The sequence below is a fragment of the Pseudoalteromonas carrageenovora IAM 12662 genome, from assembly GCF_900239935.1.
In the GTDB taxonomy this organism is placed as follows: Bacteria; Pseudomonadota; Gammaproteobacteria; order Enterobacterales; family Alteromonadaceae; genus Pseudoalteromonas; species Pseudoalteromonas carrageenovora.
In genome coordinates, this window is sequence record NZ_LT965930.1 from 91,449 (window position 1) to 109,360 (window position 17,912).

At 37.5% G+C, this 17,912-nt stretch carries 16 protein-coding genes and 1 pseudogene; 8 read left to right on the forward strand and 9 right to left on the reverse strand.

Annotated elements, in window-relative coordinates; genetic code table 11:
- Positions 1-95 precede the first annotated feature (95 nt).
- Both ALFOR1_RS20215 and ALFOR1_RS20220 read right to left on the reverse strand, forming a co-directional pair.
- Positions 96-2,543, reverse strand: coding sequence for a glycoside hydrolase family 2 TIM barrel-domain containing protein (locus tag ALFOR1_RS20215; protein ID WP_104644245.1), 2,448 nt, complete (start codon positions 2,541-2,543; stop codon positions 96-98).
- 310 nt (positions 2,544-2,853) lie between these two features.
- Positions 2,854-3,879, reverse strand: coding sequence for a LacI family DNA-binding transcriptional regulator (locus ALFOR1_RS20220; RefSeq protein WP_104644246.1), 1,026 nt, complete (start codon positions 3,877-3,879; stop codon positions 2,854-2,856).
- A gap of 141 nt (positions 3,880-4,020) precedes the next feature.
- Between ALFOR1_RS20220 and ALFOR1_RS20225 the strand changes: the two genes are divergently transcribed.
- Positions 4,021-5,415 (forward strand): MFS transporter, encoded by a 1,395-nt coding sequence (locus tag ALFOR1_RS20225; RefSeq protein WP_104644247.1) that lies wholly within the window; start codon positions 4,021-4,023, stop codon positions 5,413-5,415.
- 258 nt (positions 5,416-5,673) lie between these two features.
- On the opposite strand, the gene ALFOR1_RS20230 is transcribed toward ALFOR1_RS20225, so the two are convergent.
- The 3 genes from ALFOR1_RS20230 to ALFOR1_RS20240 form a co-directional block, all read right to left on the reverse strand.
- Positions 5,674-5,988, reverse strand: coding sequence for a hypothetical protein (locus ALFOR1_RS20230; RefSeq protein ID WP_104644248.1), 315 nt, complete (start codon positions 5,986-5,988; stop codon positions 5,674-5,676).
- Positions 5,989-6,102: 114 nt separating this feature from the next.
- Positions 6,103-6,408, reverse strand: coding sequence for a hypothetical protein (locus ALFOR1_RS20235; protein ID WP_104644249.1), 306 nt, complete (start codon positions 6,406-6,408; stop codon positions 6,103-6,105).
- Between the two features lie 85 nt (positions 6,409-6,493).
- Positions 6,494-7,648 carry an acyltransferase family protein gene (locus ALFOR1_RS20240; RefSeq protein WP_104644250.1) on the reverse strand — a complete coding sequence of 385 codons (1,155 nt, stop codon included), beginning with the start codon at positions 7,646-7,648 and terminating at the stop codon, positions 6,494-6,496.
- Positions 7,649-7,797: 149 nt separating this feature from the next.
- Here ALFOR1_RS20240 and ALFOR1_RS20245 point away from each other — a divergent pair, with 149 nt between their 5' ends.
- The 4 genes from ALFOR1_RS20245 (at position 7,798) to ALFOR1_RS20260 (ending at position 11,500) form a co-directional block, all read left to right on the forward strand.
- Entirely contained in the window at positions 7,798-8,943 is a 1,146-nt protein-coding gene (locus tag ALFOR1_RS20245; RefSeq protein ID WP_104644251.1) for a sensor histidine kinase, read from the forward strand.
- Positions 8,921-9,535 carry a response regulator gene (locus ALFOR1_RS20250; RefSeq protein WP_104644252.1) on the forward strand — a complete coding sequence of 205 codons (615 nt, stop codon included), beginning with the start codon at positions 8,921-8,923 and terminating at the stop codon, positions 9,533-9,535. Before ALFOR1_RS20245 ends, ALFOR1_RS20250 begins: the two co-directional genes overlap by 23 nt.
- A gap of 306 nt (positions 9,536-9,841) precedes the next feature.
- Complete coding sequence (locus ALFOR1_RS20255; RefSeq protein ID WP_104644253.1) at positions 9,842-10,438, forward strand: tyrosine-type recombinase/integrase; 597 nt, start codon at positions 9,842-9,844, stop codon at positions 10,436-10,438.
- A 381-nt stretch (positions 10,439-10,819) separates the two neighbouring features.
- The gene (locus tag ALFOR1_RS20260) at positions 10,820-11,500 is read left to right on the forward strand and encodes a hypothetical protein (RefSeq protein WP_104644254.1); all 681 of its coding nucleotides are present in this window, start codon (positions 10,820-10,822) and stop codon (positions 11,498-11,500) included.
- Positions 11,501-11,930: 430 nt separating this feature from the next.
- Here ALFOR1_RS20260 and ALFOR1_RS20265 read toward each other — a convergent pair whose 3' ends face one another.
- The 4 genes and pseudogenes from ALFOR1_RS20265 to ALFOR1_RS20280 form a co-directional block, all read right to left on the reverse strand.
- Positions 11,931-12,521 (reverse strand): hypothetical protein, encoded by a 591-nt coding sequence (locus ALFOR1_RS20265; RefSeq protein WP_104644255.1) that lies wholly within the window; start codon positions 12,519-12,521, stop codon positions 11,931-11,933.
- Complete coding sequence (locus tag ALFOR1_RS20270) at positions 12,521-13,129, reverse strand: AHH domain-containing protein (protein ID WP_104644256.1); 609 nt, start codon at positions 13,127-13,129, stop codon at positions 12,521-12,523. Before ALFOR1_RS20270 ends, ALFOR1_RS20265 begins: the two co-directional genes overlap by 1 nt.
- Before the next feature lie 100 nt (positions 13,130-13,229).
- Positions 13,230-13,964 (reverse strand): annotated as a pseudogene (locus ALFOR1_RS20275) (endonuclease).
- A 136-nt stretch (positions 13,965-14,100) separates the two neighbouring features.
- A complete protein-coding gene (locus ALFOR1_RS20280; protein ID WP_104644258.1) occupies positions 14,101-14,610 on the reverse strand; it encodes a hypothetical protein in 510 nt (169 codons plus the stop codon).
- 230 nt (positions 14,611-14,840) lie between these two features.
- On the opposite strand from ALFOR1_RS20280, the gene ALFOR1_RS20285 reads away from it, so the two are divergent.
- From ALFOR1_RS20285 to ALFOR1_RS20295, 3 genes are all read left to right on the forward strand, one after another.
- On the forward strand, positions 14,841-15,257 hold the full coding sequence (locus tag ALFOR1_RS20285; protein ID WP_104644259.1) for a LexA family protein: 417 nt from the start codon (positions 14,841-14,843) through the stop codon (positions 15,255-15,257).
- Positions 15,242-16,501 carry a Y-family DNA polymerase gene (locus ALFOR1_RS20290; RefSeq protein WP_104644260.1) on the forward strand — a complete coding sequence of 420 codons (1,260 nt, stop codon included), beginning with the start codon at positions 15,242-15,244 and terminating at the stop codon, positions 16,499-16,501. Before ALFOR1_RS20285 ends, ALFOR1_RS20290 begins: the two co-directional genes overlap by 16 nt.
- Positions 16,502-16,875: 374 nt before the next feature.
- Entirely contained in the window at positions 16,876-17,775 is a 900-nt protein-coding gene (locus tag ALFOR1_RS20295) for an NYN domain-containing protein (protein WP_104644261.1), read from the forward strand.
- Positions 17,776-17,912 lie beyond the last annotated feature (137 nt).

Consider the following 17,912-nt stretch of genomic DNA (forward strand, 5'->3'; position numbering starts at 1 on the left):
CTAACTACTCTAAGGTAATGCTTTTCCCTTCCACTATTAATCAGCCAATCGCAGCTAGGCAAATATTGGCTACCTCTGCAACACGGGCTATCTGCTTACTGGCTAACTAATACAACTGAACTTGAAATTAATTTTTCTGCACTAGCAGTCACTTTTATTTCCCCAGCCATGCCTTTATTACTTTTAACTATTAACATAGCCTTACCGTAAAAGGCATGGCGATAATCAGCTTGAAATGGGGCTGTTGTTGCCGAATCACCATTTCCAACCGCAATAATTTCACCAGCACCTTCTACTTTAAAATTGATTTTATTATCGGCATCAGGAACTAAATTACCGTCAGTGTCTGTAATCTCCACGGTGATATAAGATAGATCATAACCATCTGCGCTCAGCACTTTTCTATCAGGGGATAGCGCTATTTGAGCTGCTTTATTAGCAGTTTTAATGGTTTTAGCAGAAACCACTTTATTGTTTGTATATGCCACAACTTTAATCTCACCAGGTTGATACTCAACGTCCCAACGCAGCCGATAAGGAGAATCAAAGTATTTAACCGACTTGTCGTAACGTAGGCTGACTGGTAAGCGTACTTTATCTTCACCTTTTCGTTTTCTTCCTTGAGATTGACCATTTACAAATAATTCAACCTCTTCAGCATTTGTATATGCAAAAACGGGGATTGTTTCACCAACTTTTTCGGACCAATTCCAATGTGGTAATACGTGTACCATTGGTTTGTCTGTCCACTGGCTTTGGTAAAGGTAGAATCTATCTTTTTTAAATCCAACTAAATCAACAGCCCCAAATGATGAACTTCGTGCTGGCCAATCTTGATTCCAATAAAACTTATTTCCATGATCACGCCCACCGTAAGGCGTAGGCTCGCCAATATAGTCAAAACCTGTCCATATATACTCGCCCATAACACTTGGATTATTTTTTAAATTTTCGAATTCTAGATCAGGGATATAAGCCCAAGGAGGGGTGATCACATCAAAACTTGTGACATATTTAGACTCATGCTTATTATATTTCTCAATCGGGAAATGATACACACCACGTGTACTGACAACAGATGATGTCTCCGTTCCAACAATTATCCAATCGGGGTGTGCCTGCTTAATTTCTTGATATTTATAAGCCTTATAATTTAGACCCACAATATCCATTTCTTGCGCCATGCCTTTATCTATAAAGTCAGGGTACATGCTCAAGCCATTGGTTACTAAGCGAGTAGGGTCTTCGTCATGTGCAATACGCTGTAAATTTTTAGCAACTTTCCAACCGTCATCTTTACGCTGTTCCATAACCTCATTACCAATACTCCACATGATTACTGAAGGGTTATTACGGTATTGTTTGATCATGTCTCGTAAATCACGGTCATGCCACTGTTCAAAATCCTTATTGTATCCATTTACTACAGCAGGTTTTTCAATTTCCCACATATCGAAAGCTTCAACTTGCAATAAAATACCCATTTTATCAGCTAATTCAACTAGTTCTGGTGATGGAGGGTTATGAGAAGTTCTAACAGAGTTAGCACCCATTTCTTTCATTATTTCTAGCTTTCTTTCGATAGCACGCGTATTAACAATAGCACCTAGCGGCCCATTGTCGTGGTGTAAACAAACCCCCTGAATTTGAACCCTTCGGTCATTGAGCCAAAAGCCATCATCTGCTTTAAACTCAATTTTTCGAACACCTAACGGTACAGAATTAACATCAACAGCGTTACCATCTTTTACAACGGTAGTAACTACCGTATATCTATATGGATCTTCAGTGTCCCATAACCTAGGTTGACTAATTTTAAGTTGCTGTTGGATTTTGTGTTCACTATTTGCGGGTAATATAGTGTTTTGAGCCACTTCATCTACCACAACACCCTCAGCTGATTTTATACTTGTTTTTATAACAACAGGTTGAGACGATTTTTCGGTATTAATAACCGTGGTTTTGTAATCGACAATTGCTTTATCTTTTGTAATTGTTGGAGTTGAAACAAATGTTTCCCACTGTTTGATATGCACTTTGTCGTTAATCTCAAGCCAGGTATTACGATAAATACCAGCCCCAGAGTACCAACGAGCTGAATAGTTTTCAGGTGATAACTTTACTGAAATCACATTTTCATCGCCTGGGCTGTTCAGATAAGGCGTGATATCAAATTCAAAAGCAATATACCCAAATGGCCGACTAATAACTTTATTTCCATTAACAAAAACCTCAGTGTTCGACATTGCGCCATCAAAGGTAATAGAAACTGATTTGCCAAGGGTCGATTTTGGTAAAGTAAAATGCTTTCTGTACCAAGCTGTTCCAAATACAGGCAGACCACCATTTCTGGCGCTATACGCCTTATCAAATGGTCCCTCAATAGCCCAATCGTGCGGTAAGTCTAACTTTCTCCATCTTGAATCTTCAAATTCACTCTTAGCCGCATCAATATGATCACCTTTAGAGAATAACCATCCACTATTAAAGCTTACTCTATCATCATTGGCCCAAGAGCTTGCACTGATAATACTCAGTAGCATAATTAATACTCTCAACGGCCTAAATTTATTTATTTTAAAGTTCAAAATATCATTCCTACATCGACTCAAAGGGATAACGTTATCCCTAAAAGTTAATCTTAATAGTGATGAATGTCAACATTACATTAACCAATTAAAAACCTATAAACTATAAGTTATTGATTTATATTGCTTAGAACCTAAATAGAGAATAAATATTTACAAAACATTACATTGGTGAATACACACGATAGAGGGGTATCGAAACCCCTCAATAGGAAGGTAAATAAACTGGGTAGAGAATAATTAATTTAAAATTAGTTTAAGAGCGCTAAATATTAATTTCTTTAACTGATTGACGTTCAACCAATGTAGGCATGAACAAATGTGTTCTTTGAACAATGTTTTCTTTTTCTAATGTCATTTGTAACGATAGACTTGTCGCGTATTCAGACATCTCAATAATAGGATAGCGAATAGTAGTCAGGGCAGGACGGCATTTGTGTGCTATATCAAGATCATCAAACCCGATAACTGACACATCCTCAGGCACTCTTTTACCAAAATTAAATAAAGCGTTCATAAGACAAACGGCCATTTCATCGTTATATGCAACTATAGCTGTAAACTTTGCATCTCTCTTATACAGCTCTTTAACGGCATAGATACAATACTCTTCGATGTTTGTAAAAATCTCTTTAGCTGAATCGCGTTCAATAATATTACTTTGAGGTATTGGGATACCTTTTGATTGAAAAAACTGGCTTACACCTTGAATTCGCTCTTCTTGATCATCATTTAGCCTTAAGCTAACTATAGCGATATCTCTGTGACCTTTACTGTATAGATAATCTGCAGTCATACGGCCCCCAGATACATTATCAAGCCAAACACATCTAGATGCTAATTCAGGTATAAATCGGTTTATAAATACCAACCCAGGGATTTTTTCTGCTAGCTCTTTCAAAGATTCAACGGAGCCGGATTTACTATGTAAAATAACATTTTCACAACCATGCTCTCGAAATGAGTTGATAGCATCAATTTCGTGCTCAGGATCGTTATGCGAATTTCGCATCATCACTTGAAATGACTTTTTCCTAGCAGCTTTTTCAGCCCCAAAAGCTATAGAACCAAAAAACGGCTTGTGAAGTGCTGGAGTTACAATACCAACTAATTCAGACCTCCTGCTGACTAATGCTCTAGCGTTAGTATTAGGTCTATAACCCATTTCATCGATTACTTTTTGTACTTTAGCTCTGCATTTCTTACCTACCTTCCCCTCCCCACGCACTACTCGAGAAACAGTTGAAGGTGAAACATCAGCTACGCGCGCAACATCCTTTATTGTTACCATTTAGTTCAAATTCTCCGAGAATAGTTAAGGTAAATAAATTATGCTAACGTTATCCCATAATTTATCCCTTTTCAAATAAAAAATTAATATACCATCTGTCTTAAATTAAAGTACAAGCTGGTGAAGTATTAGAGAGATACTATGTTTCAATCAAAAAATGAAGATGCGCTACTTAAACATAAAATATTGTTAGGGATTGGTTTTTTAGGCATTTTCTTTTCTCACCAAGGTATTGGAATCTTAGCCATACCATATTATCAAATGACATTAGGTGTAGATCCTTTTTTCTTAGCTCTGGCGATAAAAGCTCCTGTACTAGTAGCTAGTTTTATTTCCCCATTAGTTGGTTATTGGTCAGATAAATTACAAACGCCTTACGGTAGAAGAAGACCTTTTTTATTCGTATTTCCTTGGTTATCTTGTATCGCATTTGGTTTAATTTGGATGGTGCCTGTGCAATGGAATGAACCATTACAACTATATTATTTTTCATTGATGGCTCTTTTGTTTTATGTATTTAATACATTTTGGACTTTACCAATGAAATGCTTAGCGTATGAGGCTTCTGACAGCTACCACGAACGGACTAAGGTGATGGCTTTTGTAACTTATTTTTTGAAATTAGGCGGGATTACATACCATTGGATTTTTCCTTTAGCAAAACTTAGTATCTTTGGAGGGGTAATTTTAGGTATGCAATATGTTGGCTGGGGTGTTGCCATAATTTGCTTAGGTTGCTTTGGGATGCTCCCAGCCCTCTTCCTTAAAGAGCGTGATTATAAAAAAACAGAAATAAATAAAAAGCTACCTTTATTGTCAAGTATGAAAGCAATTATTAAAAATAAAAATATGAAAATATTACTTATTTTGATTGCAGTGCAGTTGACAGTTGGTAGCTTTGCCGCAAGTATGGATTATTATGTATTAGTATATTATATGAACGATGGTAACGTTTTAGCAGGCGCGACCTCAAAAGGAATACTGTCTAGTTCATATGCAATTGCAGGTCTAGTCGCAATATATATATTGACTAAACTTTCAACACGTATTGGAAAAGTAAATACCATAAAATGGTCTTACAGAATTACAATTATTGGTGGAATCGCCAAGTGGTTTATCTATCAACCTGGTAATGATTGGTGGTTAATTCTAGATGCCATATTATGTTGCTCAATTTGGCCTTGTATCGGTGTAATTATTTCTTCTATGATTGCTGATCAGATGGATGTAGATGAGCTTGAAAATAACGCCCGCAGAGAGGGGCTATTCGCTTCTTTACAGTATTGGATCATCGCAATTGCAAGCACAATAGCTACAATTGGTTCTGGACTAGCTCTCAATTTAATCGGCTTCGAAGCATTATTAGGGGTAAACCAGTCAACTACCTCAATTTTATTTATGAGAGTTATTTTGGTTGTTGGTACAGTAGGCTCTGCAATCGTAGGTTATTTTTTTATTAAAAAATATAATCTAGATGAAGAAAAATTTGAAAAAATAAAACAACAACTGAAAGATAAGCGTGAATCGATAATTTAAAAATTAGGGCAATAACACTCAAAACACATTTTATCAGGATGATAACTTGTACTAGCTCATATCTGTTCTGGTAGTTTGGTCACATCCCCCTGACAGACTGCAATGAGCGTGAAGCCAACGGTCGGATAAACTCGTTTTTGGACAAAATGAGTTAGAGCCGAAGGACGGCTCTGTGCCAGCGGACACTCAAGCGTAACTCGTTTCTGCCCCTTTATGAGTTAACGCAAATACTCTATAGGTCGGCTTTGAGCGAAGCAGTCAATCAAAAGTTTTGATGTCTGAAGTCAAGATTTGATCCTCGTTGGCTTTTTCAAAACGAATGGGCACGAGCTTTTGTAATAGTGGCAACACAAGCGAAGGCTCAGAGCGATTATCAACCCAAACAACGGCATTTGCACTACTCAGCGCTCTCACCAATGCGTTAACAGGGGTTATATCGTCGAAATACGCATCAGGCGAAAAACAATATAACTCAAGCGGCTTAACTACCGCGTTATTGTTGTTTGATAGTTTTTCCCTAACACGATGAGTGGATGAGCTTTTTATCCAATCCGAGCTTAAGCAAAAGCGCATTTATTAAATCCATGTACTTCACTGAGTACCAAATTAAAATAGCGTCATATTTTTATCGTGCATTATTAGGTACATTAAAACAATAGGTATTTGGATGAATTACCAGCGATTGCGCTATGCAGTATGAGTAAGTAATTTAATCCATTCATCTGCGTTTGACACAATGAATTGATATTTATTGCCATCTTTTAATACGAGTTCAATTGCATCATGTGTATAAGGCAAAATACCCGCAACTTTACCAGTGCACTTACTCACTTTTATAATTTCACGCCGTGAAAACGTATAAGGCCCTAACCCAAATTGTGCATTAAACGGTGCAAAATGAATATCAGTGTTGGTTAGCCAAAATTTGCCGTCGGCTTTAATCGCCCCTTGTTGAATCGTGGCGGTTGTCGATTTGATTGTTATTGCTTGCATAATAATATTCCTTTATGTAGCTATTAATGTGTCAGTTTTGTCACTTTTAAGTCATTACCAAGTGACGACATTTAAGCTGACTGTATTACCTTTTCTTGGTTCGCCTACCGTTAAGTAATGCGCCCAACCACTTATTTTTAACTAATAATAAATAACTTATTTGACCTATAAGTAATGTAACCACCACGCTAACTATAAACTTTACTAAAACTGGCAAATTAGTATTAATCAATGGAATCTGAATATAAATCAATACCGGCACATGTATCAAGTAAACCCAATATGACGCATTTGAAATGCTGCGGCTGAGCTTACTTTGGTGATTTAAAAAACGATGGCCAAGTAAAAACGTTATGGCGGTTAACAAAATAACACTCAGTCCTTGTGATAAAACATGCAATACATGTAGCTCTCCCGCTGCGGCAAAATAACCTGTTGTTGCGGCGGCAATCACTTCATCTAAGCTTGGTGCGGCTGGTAATAAAGAAAAGTAACCAGTCAGTGATATTGCAACACCCAAAATAAGAGGCCATAAGTACTTATGATATGACCAAATGAGCAGCTGTTTTTTATAAAGTCCCACTCCTAACCAATAAAAACTGCCGTAAAAACCATACGACCATAACTGTGGCGTGAGTTTATCAGGAGCAGGAAATGGAATAGATTGCCCCATTAATGAAAACGTTAACGCGATGGGAAGTACAACCCACATAAATAAAGGGTGGACGCTAAGCGCATCGAATTTATTGCCTAATAAGTCAGTTGTTTTCAACAACCAGTGAATTAAGCAAAACTGGAATAAGTTCCACAAAAACCATAAGTGCATAGTGCTAACAACAGGCTCTTTAATAACTTTAAACACAGCAAAAATCGGCGGTATTGGATTAGCTATACCAGCTCCAAAACTCAAGGCATGGTAGTAAACGGCAAAGCTTAACGGTAAAAATACAATAAAAGGCAGTAGAATATGTTTACTGCGATGATGTAAAAAGCGCGCGTTGCTCGATTTATCTATTAAAAGTGCACTGCAAAATCCTGCAATAATAAAAAATAACGGCATCCGAAATAAGTGCAGCGTATGCGTAATATAATCAAATAGACCATATGTGCTTGGGTCTGCCGTAAACCAAATATTGCTAAAGAACGGACTGTAGGCTAAAGCGGCATGAAATACGATGCCAAGCAATAGCGCGAGGCTGCGTAAATTATCAATGTAATGTAATCGACTGTCTTTATTCATTAATGTGCCCAACTAATTTTTATTAATAAAGCATAAATGAATGAGGCATAATGGCACTAGTCACAAAGCTCATAGCCCGAGCTATGACAGATGTCACTGTTTTTACAACGCGAGTTCTGCAATAATTGCTAAAAAATATGGCCACAGTAATGGAATCAACTATACGACATACAACCGATTGGCATTTCTCAACATTGGCATCGTGGCTTGGGGTGACATCCGCGTGTGCCTATTATACCAACTCAGAATTAGCGCTATATTTGCAAATCATAGTAAGTGGTTCCATTTTAGCTATTTTGCTGTATGTGTTAAAACAGCCTAACAAATTTGTTCACGGCGTAGCACTTGGCTATTTCCTGCTTATTTTGGCAATGATACAACTGAGTTCAACGTCCTTAGTTTTTATCCACCTAGTGATGTTCACAGCGGTTTTTAGTCCTCATTTTTCGCTCCCTAAAATATTCGCTTGTGTTGTGGCCGCCATGCTGGTTTATGGTTTAACGCATTATTCGCGCTGGGAAAATGGCATTCCTTGGATCACGTTTACAATTTGGTTTTTCTTTTGCTTGATGAATTGGTTTGTCAGTCGCCGGATTGTCGAAAGTTTAAATACACATTACCAATCCCGCCAAAACTACAAAGAGTTAAAAGCCACCCAACACATGATGGGGGTGATGCATGCAGTGCAAGAGCGACAAAATATATCACGCGAGCTCCATGACTCACTCGGCCATAAGCTTACCGCGCTCAGCATTAATTTAGATTTTGCTAAAAGAGCAGCAAATGAAGCCACCGTTGAAACCCTCTCTCTTTGCCACCAACTTAGCCAAGAAGTATTGGCTGAGGTGCGCGAAATCGTTTCCACTCAACGCAATGACAAAACGATACTTAAGCAAGCTCTTGAGGCCATTTGCGAACTAACACCTAATTTACACTGTGATCTCCAACTAAGTAAGGAGACAGAGCAGCTCCCTCAAGACTACGCCCTTTGTGTATTGCGGTTTTCCCAAGAGATGATCAGCAACACCCTTAAACATACCCAAGCAAACCATTTTACTTTGCATGTAAATGTCACCCACGTTGGCGAACAGCTGCTGTTAGTTGCAAAAGCGTATCACAATCAACCAGAGACCCATTTACCAAAACAAGGGAACGGATTAGCAGGATTAAATGAGCGAATGGCACAATTTGGCGGTGAATTTTCACAACACCTTGAGCAAGAAACACTGATCAATACCATGACACTACCACTAAATTTAGAAGAAAAAAGCCATGATAAAGTGCCTACTAGTTGAAGATCAGACATTAGTTCGTTTAGGCCTCGCTAATTTACTTAACCTTGATAGCGCCATTAATATCGAAGCCCAAGCTGAAGATGGCTTGCAAGCGCTTACACTATTAGCTGAGCATAGTTTTGACATTGCTTTACTCGATATGAGAATGCCGAATTTAGATGGGCTCGGCGTGCTGCAAAAAATGCGTGAAAAGGGTGATAAAACCCCTGTGCTGATCATCACCACATTTGAAGATTGTGATGTATTAGTCAAAGCCCTTAATCTAGGTGCTCGTGGGTATGTGCTTAAAAACATTGAACTTGAAGAACTCATTAGCGCTATCAAGCAGGTCGTTGCAGGTGAGCGAGTATTGCAAAGTGCGGTGACTGATTTTTTACTCAAAAAGCAACTAAGCCCTCAGCTCAGCTTAACGGACAAAGAACAAACCGTATTGCAGTGTTTGTCTTTAGGTATGCCAAACAAAGTGATTGCCAAAAAATTAAATAACTCTGAGGGGACTATTCGTAACCATGTGTCACAAATTCTTGCCAAATTAGACGTAAAAGACCGCACTCAGGCCGTTATAAAAGCCATTAATCAAAACCTAATTTAACACGCGAACAAGACCAAATTACTATTTTTGATTAGGCTTAAGTGGTGCAATCAACATAAATAAGAGTAAATAAAACTAACTAATAAACAAACAGGCGACTATCCATGCGAGCTTTTCTTGGCGTTCCACTTTTTGTGACCTAGCAATGAGTATGATTGGCATCACCCAAATCTTGATTTCAGACATTAAAGATCTTCAGTCTGCTCATGGCAGCGAACCGCCCGTCGACTCTAACTCATAACTGCCTAAACCCTAATCAGTAATACATTCGCTATCCTCATAGTAACTTTTAAATAGGAGGTCACTATGAAACCAGAACTAAATCACAATGCTACTGGTGTGAAACGTCCTTTCAAGCTTGAAGAGATTTGGCGTATTCGCACTCGAATCGAAATTCAAAACAACTTGATGCAATTAGCGTTACTCAATTTGGCTATAGATAGTAAATTAAGATCATGTGATTTACTGTCTTTAAAAGTTCGAGATGTCGCTACCCAAGATCAAGTTTTTGAGAGGGTGCAATGGACACAAAAGAAAACAGGGATCGAAGTTCAATTTGAGATAACGCCGAGAACACAACAAAGTATTAGCCGTTGGGTTCAAGAAGTTAAATTGCAACCTAAAGATTATTTGTTCCGGAGTTTACGCCGCTCTAATCAACCAATAAGCTATTCATATTACAGGTCTATTATCAGGAGTTGGGCTGAGCAATTAGGACTTGATTCTGACCTTTATGGAACTCACTCAATGCGAAGAACCAAAGCGACATTGATTTACGCTCGAACCAAAAATATAAGGGCCGTTCAGTTACTGCTTGGCCATACAAAAATTGATAACACCATCAGATATCTCGGAATTGAAATTGAAGATGCAATTAAGATATCCAGAGAAACGGATTGTTAATTTAATATAGGCAGCAATCCCAAGCTGCCTTTGCCCCTTAACGAGTTAGTGCTGGCCTTTAACGATTAAAATTCACTCTAAAATGATGAGTCTTGAGGAAGAAACTATGATTCATTTTCAATCTACGATGATTGGTAATACCCGCCGAGCCTATGAAAACTAAACATACTAACGTAAAGCTTCTAGTAAGTTTCTTAATTTTTGACATTATAGCTACTAAGAACAGGGGGCAATTTAGACCGAGTCTGTGACAAGTGTAGGAACTTACGATTAGAAGCTTGTTAAGTAAATATTGTTCCTATATTGACAATTAACAAATGTTAATATAGCTTTATTTTTGTTCAATGGTGAACATATTGTCAATTTATTAAGGACTCTAATATGACAAATTTTTATAAGCTAGCTTCTGTAATTCTTTTTGTTGGTACTTTTAGTGTTAATGCGAAAACAACAATTGAACCCAATAACCCAGTATCACAAATAAAAAGTAATATAGTTAATAACAGTAAAACTTTGGGGTTATCTGAAAAAGCCTATAAATACGCTACAGATCAATTCATGAGATTAAACTCAGGTTCATCTACTCCTGATATGCAACTAATTTATGAGGTTCCTGAATTTATTTCGCCGGAGAATTATTCAGAAAAAGAATTGAATAAAGCTATGAATGAGCAAAAAACAAAATTTGCGAACTATTTTGGTATACCAGTATCAAAGTTAGACCCATTTATTGCTCATATGGCTGTCGTTTTTGATTCAGATCTTTTCAGTGGAGGTATTACTACTTTCGATACAGATGAAGATATGGAAACAATAACAATTTTCTGTGAAGAAGCATGTAGTGGTGGAACAACTTCGGGAGGAGGTATTGCATTGAGTCTTAGTGTTTATCAAGGTGCAGTTAATGCAGGCATAAGTCAGTACACAGATTTCCAAGTTGAGTTTGTCAAGAAGTCAACAAATGATAAAGTTTCTACCGAAGTGTGGAGATACAATAACTTTTCGGGCGCTTGGAGAGAGAGTGTTATTTCTAAGCCTTGCCCTACCTGTTCTTATAATTAGAGCAGCTAAATTCAAGTTTGAAAGCTAACATTTATGTTAGCTTTTTTATTACTAAACCTTTTAATTTACTAAATTAGCAAAGCGAAATAATACAGTAGAAGAAAAGGTGTATGGCTCACGAATAGCTCCATATTGGGAATTATTATTTTAATACTCTAGCATGTTCTTGTCCAATAATGAGTTTGCTCGACCGTCTGCTACTCGTTCACATAATACCCCGATATGCAGCTCATATAGCAATCTAGTTTAACGCTTTCAAAAAACAGAAGTATATTTCCGATAACTAACTACGAAGCCCTAAAAACGGAAGTTTGCTTCCGAAATATAGCAATATAATCTTATAAACCGGAAGTTTACTTCCGTTTTGTACCTTAAGATTATGAGCTAGCCGGTATCTAGTGAACTTCTCATAGCTTGTTAGACACTGATGTTATACTGTTTCTATTTCATGAAAGTACAACCCTTTTATCCCGTGTTCTTGAACGATGCTATATAAGCTACTTGTAGCATCTGTAGTAAAGTATCGAAGTCCAGCTTCTCGTACTCTAAATAATTCAGGATTTTCAATCGCACTCTTGTCGAATACCATCTTTTTGAACTTTCTAATTCTACTTGGTTTACCATTTTTGATATTTCGAATGGAGTGTTCTTCACTAAGGGCTTTCTCAAAGCCTACAACATTAAATGCAAACCACTTTTCACCTTCTAAATTGCATTCAAGCAGCTCAACGTTTTTGCTAAAACCGTTTAAAAATAAAGGTGAATATTTAGGGGATACTACAATTGTTGAGGCACCCAAACCGGCTATATCAGGTTTTTTTAAGTTTTGGTGGGCAATACTAGGCTCTACCAACCAATCAACGCCCAACTCTCTCCAATTGTCTCTCATGCTCATACCGTCGAACATTAACAACTGGCCCTCGGTCAATTGAATTGTTTGTTCGAACCCCGTTTCATTAAGTAAGAGAAACTCATCAGGCTCGACACTCACACTGTATACTTTATTAAATTTGTCTGTCATCAAGCATTACCTTGTGTCAATAATGTAGTAATTGGAAATGTACCATCCGCAAGTTCTTCACCTATCTCTTTCAACGTTTCGATAATACCTTGTCGACCTAGGCCCTCAGCTATCGTTTCATTAAGTAAGAACTCAATATTAAAGTAATATTTTCCTGTGTGAATTTTCGAATGAGGATAAGCATCTGGGAGGATGTCCATTGGAACATGCTTTTGAAACCGAGGTAAATAGACACCATTTGCTTCATGGTCAATATCAATACCGAACGCTGCTAATCTAAGCCTTGAACGGGCTGCGCGCATATCATTCCAAGACACTATATGATGAGCTGCTGTATTCTTTGGTTTATTTCCGCGCCCAGCCTTCGCCATATTTGCGGCTAGCTTTTGAGCATGCTTTTTCATATGCTCCCAACGTACATGGCGTGAATAGATTAAGTCGTCAGCTGAAATAAAGCCCCGCTTATACTTAACCGAGTCTATAATCTCTCCACGATAATGTATGGAAAACGCATGGGCTTGGGCTTTAGCTAAACCACGGTCGCCCGTTACGAGAAATAAATCGTTTTCAATATCTTGAATAGTTACTTCATGTATTTCTTGACGCATAAAAACTCCTTTTAAATATTGTTTCTAATATAGATATTTATACAGATATGTACAAGCTTGAAAGTTTTATTTGAATATACAGTACTTCAAAACAATATAGTTAGAGACCCATACTCTCACAGCGGCTTTTAACTACATCATTTTGATTCTTTTGTAGCTTTGAAATCTTCTAAGCTCTGGTGCACTCCCAAGCATCAACAGGATGCATTTTATCCCAAGCATTCATTAGCTGGCGTTGTGCTTTACTCATGCTGTATCGTTTATAGGCGTTTTCGATATACAAATAAGTACGTGCAATTTTCCCTCTAGCTATTTCAGGTGGCTCAGCTTTTCTCTCGTCGATTTTCATCGCACAAAGTCCGAAGTCGCTTTGAGCTGCTGGAAGCATAGTAAAGTTATGATTGCTTCTGAGAGCATTCACAGCGCCTATGGCCGGATAAAGATTAAACATATCAGCTTGCATAAAACGATATTCTGTATTTACTTTTTCAGCACATCGACGCCCTTTAAATGACTTCCCCTTACTATTTACACACTGCTTGTGCCCATCTCGCCATTCACTAAAAGTCCGACCAAAGTTTTCTGCTGGAACAACGTGCTCCCATTCAATTTTTTTAGCTCGTTTGACGTACTTTATTGTAGAAAAACCCTCAGGTGCGGTTACTTTTTTACTAGCATCAAATGTCGCACCACAATAAAGGGTAATGCGGTGATTGTTATAAACCTGCTTTTCTAGAAGTCGTTTAGCTTTGCTGAAAGAGTCGATTTCTTGATTTGCTGAAGAGGCAGCAGAGAAAATAAGTATTGATAACAGTGTAATTGTGGATGCCTTCATTATGATTCTTGATACCTATTTTGGTTTAAATATGTCACATATAATAAATGAGTTAATAAGCTAGCTCTCATTTGTGGTGACTAACAATTTTAGTTGTAGAGCTCAGATATTATACTCTTTAAATTAAATGGAAAAGTTACTTACCAGTCCAAGTATTGTCAGTTTTGTACTGCCCAGAGCAAGCGGTGTTATATGCAAATTGGCCGGTAGACTTATCTCGACAACGCCAAACTAAGTTGTAGTTACCATCATAAAACTGGTCCCACGCATAACCAGAAGAATAGTTATTTGACCCGCCAGCTTCTGCCGCAGCAACAGCTAAAACGACGACACCTACCGCAACAACTGCTGCAACAACGCCTTGAGCGATTTTTTTTCTGTCTTGCGCGGCTAAAATCTCACATTTGTATTCGGTGAGTGCTCTATATTTAACTTCTTTGTTGAGCGCGTAAATATAGTTCGCTTCATCAGTATCCTCAGCGACATAACCTTTAGTGAGGATATCTTTATCATTAAGGTAGTTTCGACACACTTGAGCATCTGTTAATTCAGAGTCACCGGCAATGATGGCGTGTCTAGAGGCTGAACAGCCAGTAATAAAGCTAAGTATCAGAAAAGATACAATAGTGTTTTTAACTAAAGTCATTAGTAAATTATTCCATAATTAAAATAAGCTTTGAGTAAGCTCATAATTCCTTCGCTAAATTTTAACAAACGGAAGCAAGTTTTACTAATTGTTATTAAAAGGGTTTTTAATATTAAAGCATGTAATCTGCTTACATCAGCTCTGATAAAGCTATCATCTTCACAAAAAGAATCTTGGCTTAATCACAACCTTAAATTACACTGTATATATAAACAGTGTTTGAGGTATGTATGTTCGTTATTCCAATTTTTATTGAGGCAGGGATTTCGGGGTTTGAATCCCCAGCAGCAGAATACACAGAGCTAGGCATTTCTATCGATGAGCTAATTATCAAGCATCCTAACGCCACATTCATAGGGCTGGCCTCAGGTCAATCGATGCAAGATGTAGGGATATTCGATGGAGACTTGCTCGTTGTTGATAGAGCTGAAGATGTAAGTTCAGGCGATGTAGTCGTTGCGAGTTATAATGGGTCGTTTGTTTGTAAAATAATAGATAAAACAAACCGACTGCTAATCTCAGCATCCAAAAGCTACAAATCCGTTTATGTTTCACCTGAAGACGACTTTAAGCTCGAAGGTGTAGTCACGACCAGTATCCGCTTACACAAAAACAAAATAGAGCTCAGTCGATGTTTGCCCTCGTAGATGCTGTCGCTTTTTACGCGAGCGCGGAGAAGGTATTTGACCCTTCGATTCGCTCAAAACCGGTTGTAGTACTTACAAATAACGATGGATGTATTTGCGCCATTTGCCCTATTGCAAGAAAGCTTAATATCCCTAAATTTCAGCCTTTCTTCAAGATTAAAAACTATTTAGAACAGCACCATGTCGTGGTTCGCTCTTCTAATTATGAGCTTTACGCTGATTTAAGTGAAAAAATGATGACTGTTATAAACAGATTTTGTGATGACCATTATGTTTATAGTATTGATGAATCGTTTTTACGATTTACGGGGTTCTCTAAAATCATCAATGACTGGGCTGACTATGGACATACAATACGCCGAGCTGTGTGGCGAGAAACAGGTTTACCTGTTGGGGCTGGCTTTGGCACAACACCTACCCTAGCAAAAGCGGCCAACCATGCAGCAAAAAAACTATCTGGGTACAACGGTGTGGCCGTTATTAACGATGAAAAATCTCGTAAAGAAATACTTATGCGCATGGATGTGACTGATGTCTGGGGTATCGGCTCTCGTTTAGGAAAAAAGCTTAAGTTAATGCAAATTAATACTGCCTGGGACTTGGCTTGCCAAAACCCTAAAGCAATGAGGCGTATGTTCAGTGTTGTCGTAGAGAGAACGGTCAGCGAATTAAATGGTATTGCCTGCTTAAGTTGGGATGAAGTAAAACAAGATAAAAAAGAAATATACTCGACTAGAAGTTTTGGTGAAAGAGTCACTGATTTAACAACGTTAAAATCAGCCTTAGTAACACATGCCGCCATTGTTGGACGAAAACTCAGAAGACAAAAGTCATTAACAAAGCGTATAGTTATTTTTGCGGCCAGCTCGCCACATGAAGATGAGCACTATAAAAAATCACTTCTATATGAGTTTCCCATACCAACATCAGACACCAGCGTTATAGCTAAAGCTGTTTCAGCGGTCATTGATGAAATTTATAAACCGAATACGCGCTTTTATCGCTGCGGTATAGGCGCGGTAGAATTAGAAAGTGAATCATTTCAACAAGCCGATATGTTCTCTGTGAGTGAGGATAAACCTAAGATGATGGCATGCTTAGATACTATAAATAAACGTTATGGTGTAGGAACTTTATCAATAGGCAGTGAAAAGCTAACACAGACTTGGAATATGAAGCGGGCTTTCTTATCGCCACATTATACGACTCGTTGGACAGATATCCCTATAATTAAATGTGATTAAATTAATTAGGTTAAACCAAATATTGAATATAATAACAGCGTAATTGTTCTATACAATCAAAGAGAACCTTTGTTGGTAATTTATTTATTAAAAATCTATTTTTACTTTATGCATTAACTTAATCACGGCGATTAGTGAACACTGATAAAAAGTCAAACTTAGCTTTGTTTTAATAAGTAGGATTCTAATTCTGCTCCGTAACATTACTTATCACCTTTTTATGAAAAATAACTGGACTTAAAGTGTAGTGATGGCAGCTTTAAAACCGAAAGTTCAGGGGCTATAAATTACTGATTAATTGTAATGAAAACAGTTGAAATTATAGATTTATTAAGTTTTACTAAACCTGATAAAAGGAATAAACAGGACATATTATGGAAAAAGTATTTGCAGTTTTAGTTGATGGTGAGAATTTTAAATCAGAAGCCTTTCCACGGGTGCTAGCCGAAGTTGAAAAGCACGGTTCAGTAGCGCTGAAGTGGGTATACGCTGACTGGACGAACGGTTGCAGTAAATCATGGGAGAATGTTCTGGAGATAACCGCCTCTCGGCCCAAACAACAGTTTCACTATACTAAAAAAGATGATGCTGACCATGCCTTGATTATGGACGCAATAGAGTTAATTAATAATAACAAGCGTATAAACTCTGTGTGTTTGGTTACCAGTGATGGCGGTTTCGCTAGTTTAGCTCAACGTATAAGAGAATACGGTATTTACAGTATGGTTATAGGTGAGAAAAAATCACCCAAGAGATTAATTAGGGCTTGTGAAAACTTTGTCGATATAAATAACATAGATTTTGACGATATAATTGAAACTGACAAAGATCTTGATTTAGAGGCTTTATTAATTAAAGCATATAACCGTGCCGAAATTGATGGAGAAGCTTACCTAGGGAATTTTGGAACTGCAATCAAACGAATTGACCCCTCTTTCGACTATCGTAATTATCAAGTTGCTAGTCTCAAGAAACTTATAAAAAGCTGTGATGATATTTTCCATATTACCCAAGAGACTAATGATCGCTTTTATTTCACTCTTAAGATGAAATTAGAAGGTGTCGAAGGCAAGCTTACCAAATGTTTTAAAGGTCAAGGGTATGGTTTTGCTAATTATAATAAAAGTAAGTTTTTTGTTCATAAAAGTGAATTCATTAACCCTGAAGATTGGAAGAATGTAAATCCAGGCTCAATAATCAAGTTCCAATTTGACGAGAAAAATTCGAAAAATGGGAATGAGATCCGTGCTTTAAATATATCCATCGCTAGTTAACTAAACAGCCATAACAATGCTTTTCGACTATATTTTTGGCTTATGTCATCTATAGTCGTAAGCCCAACTACTTTTTTATAGTAAAAAACAAGCCGTAGTATTTATAACAATAAATATCTTTAGGCTACCCATTTCAC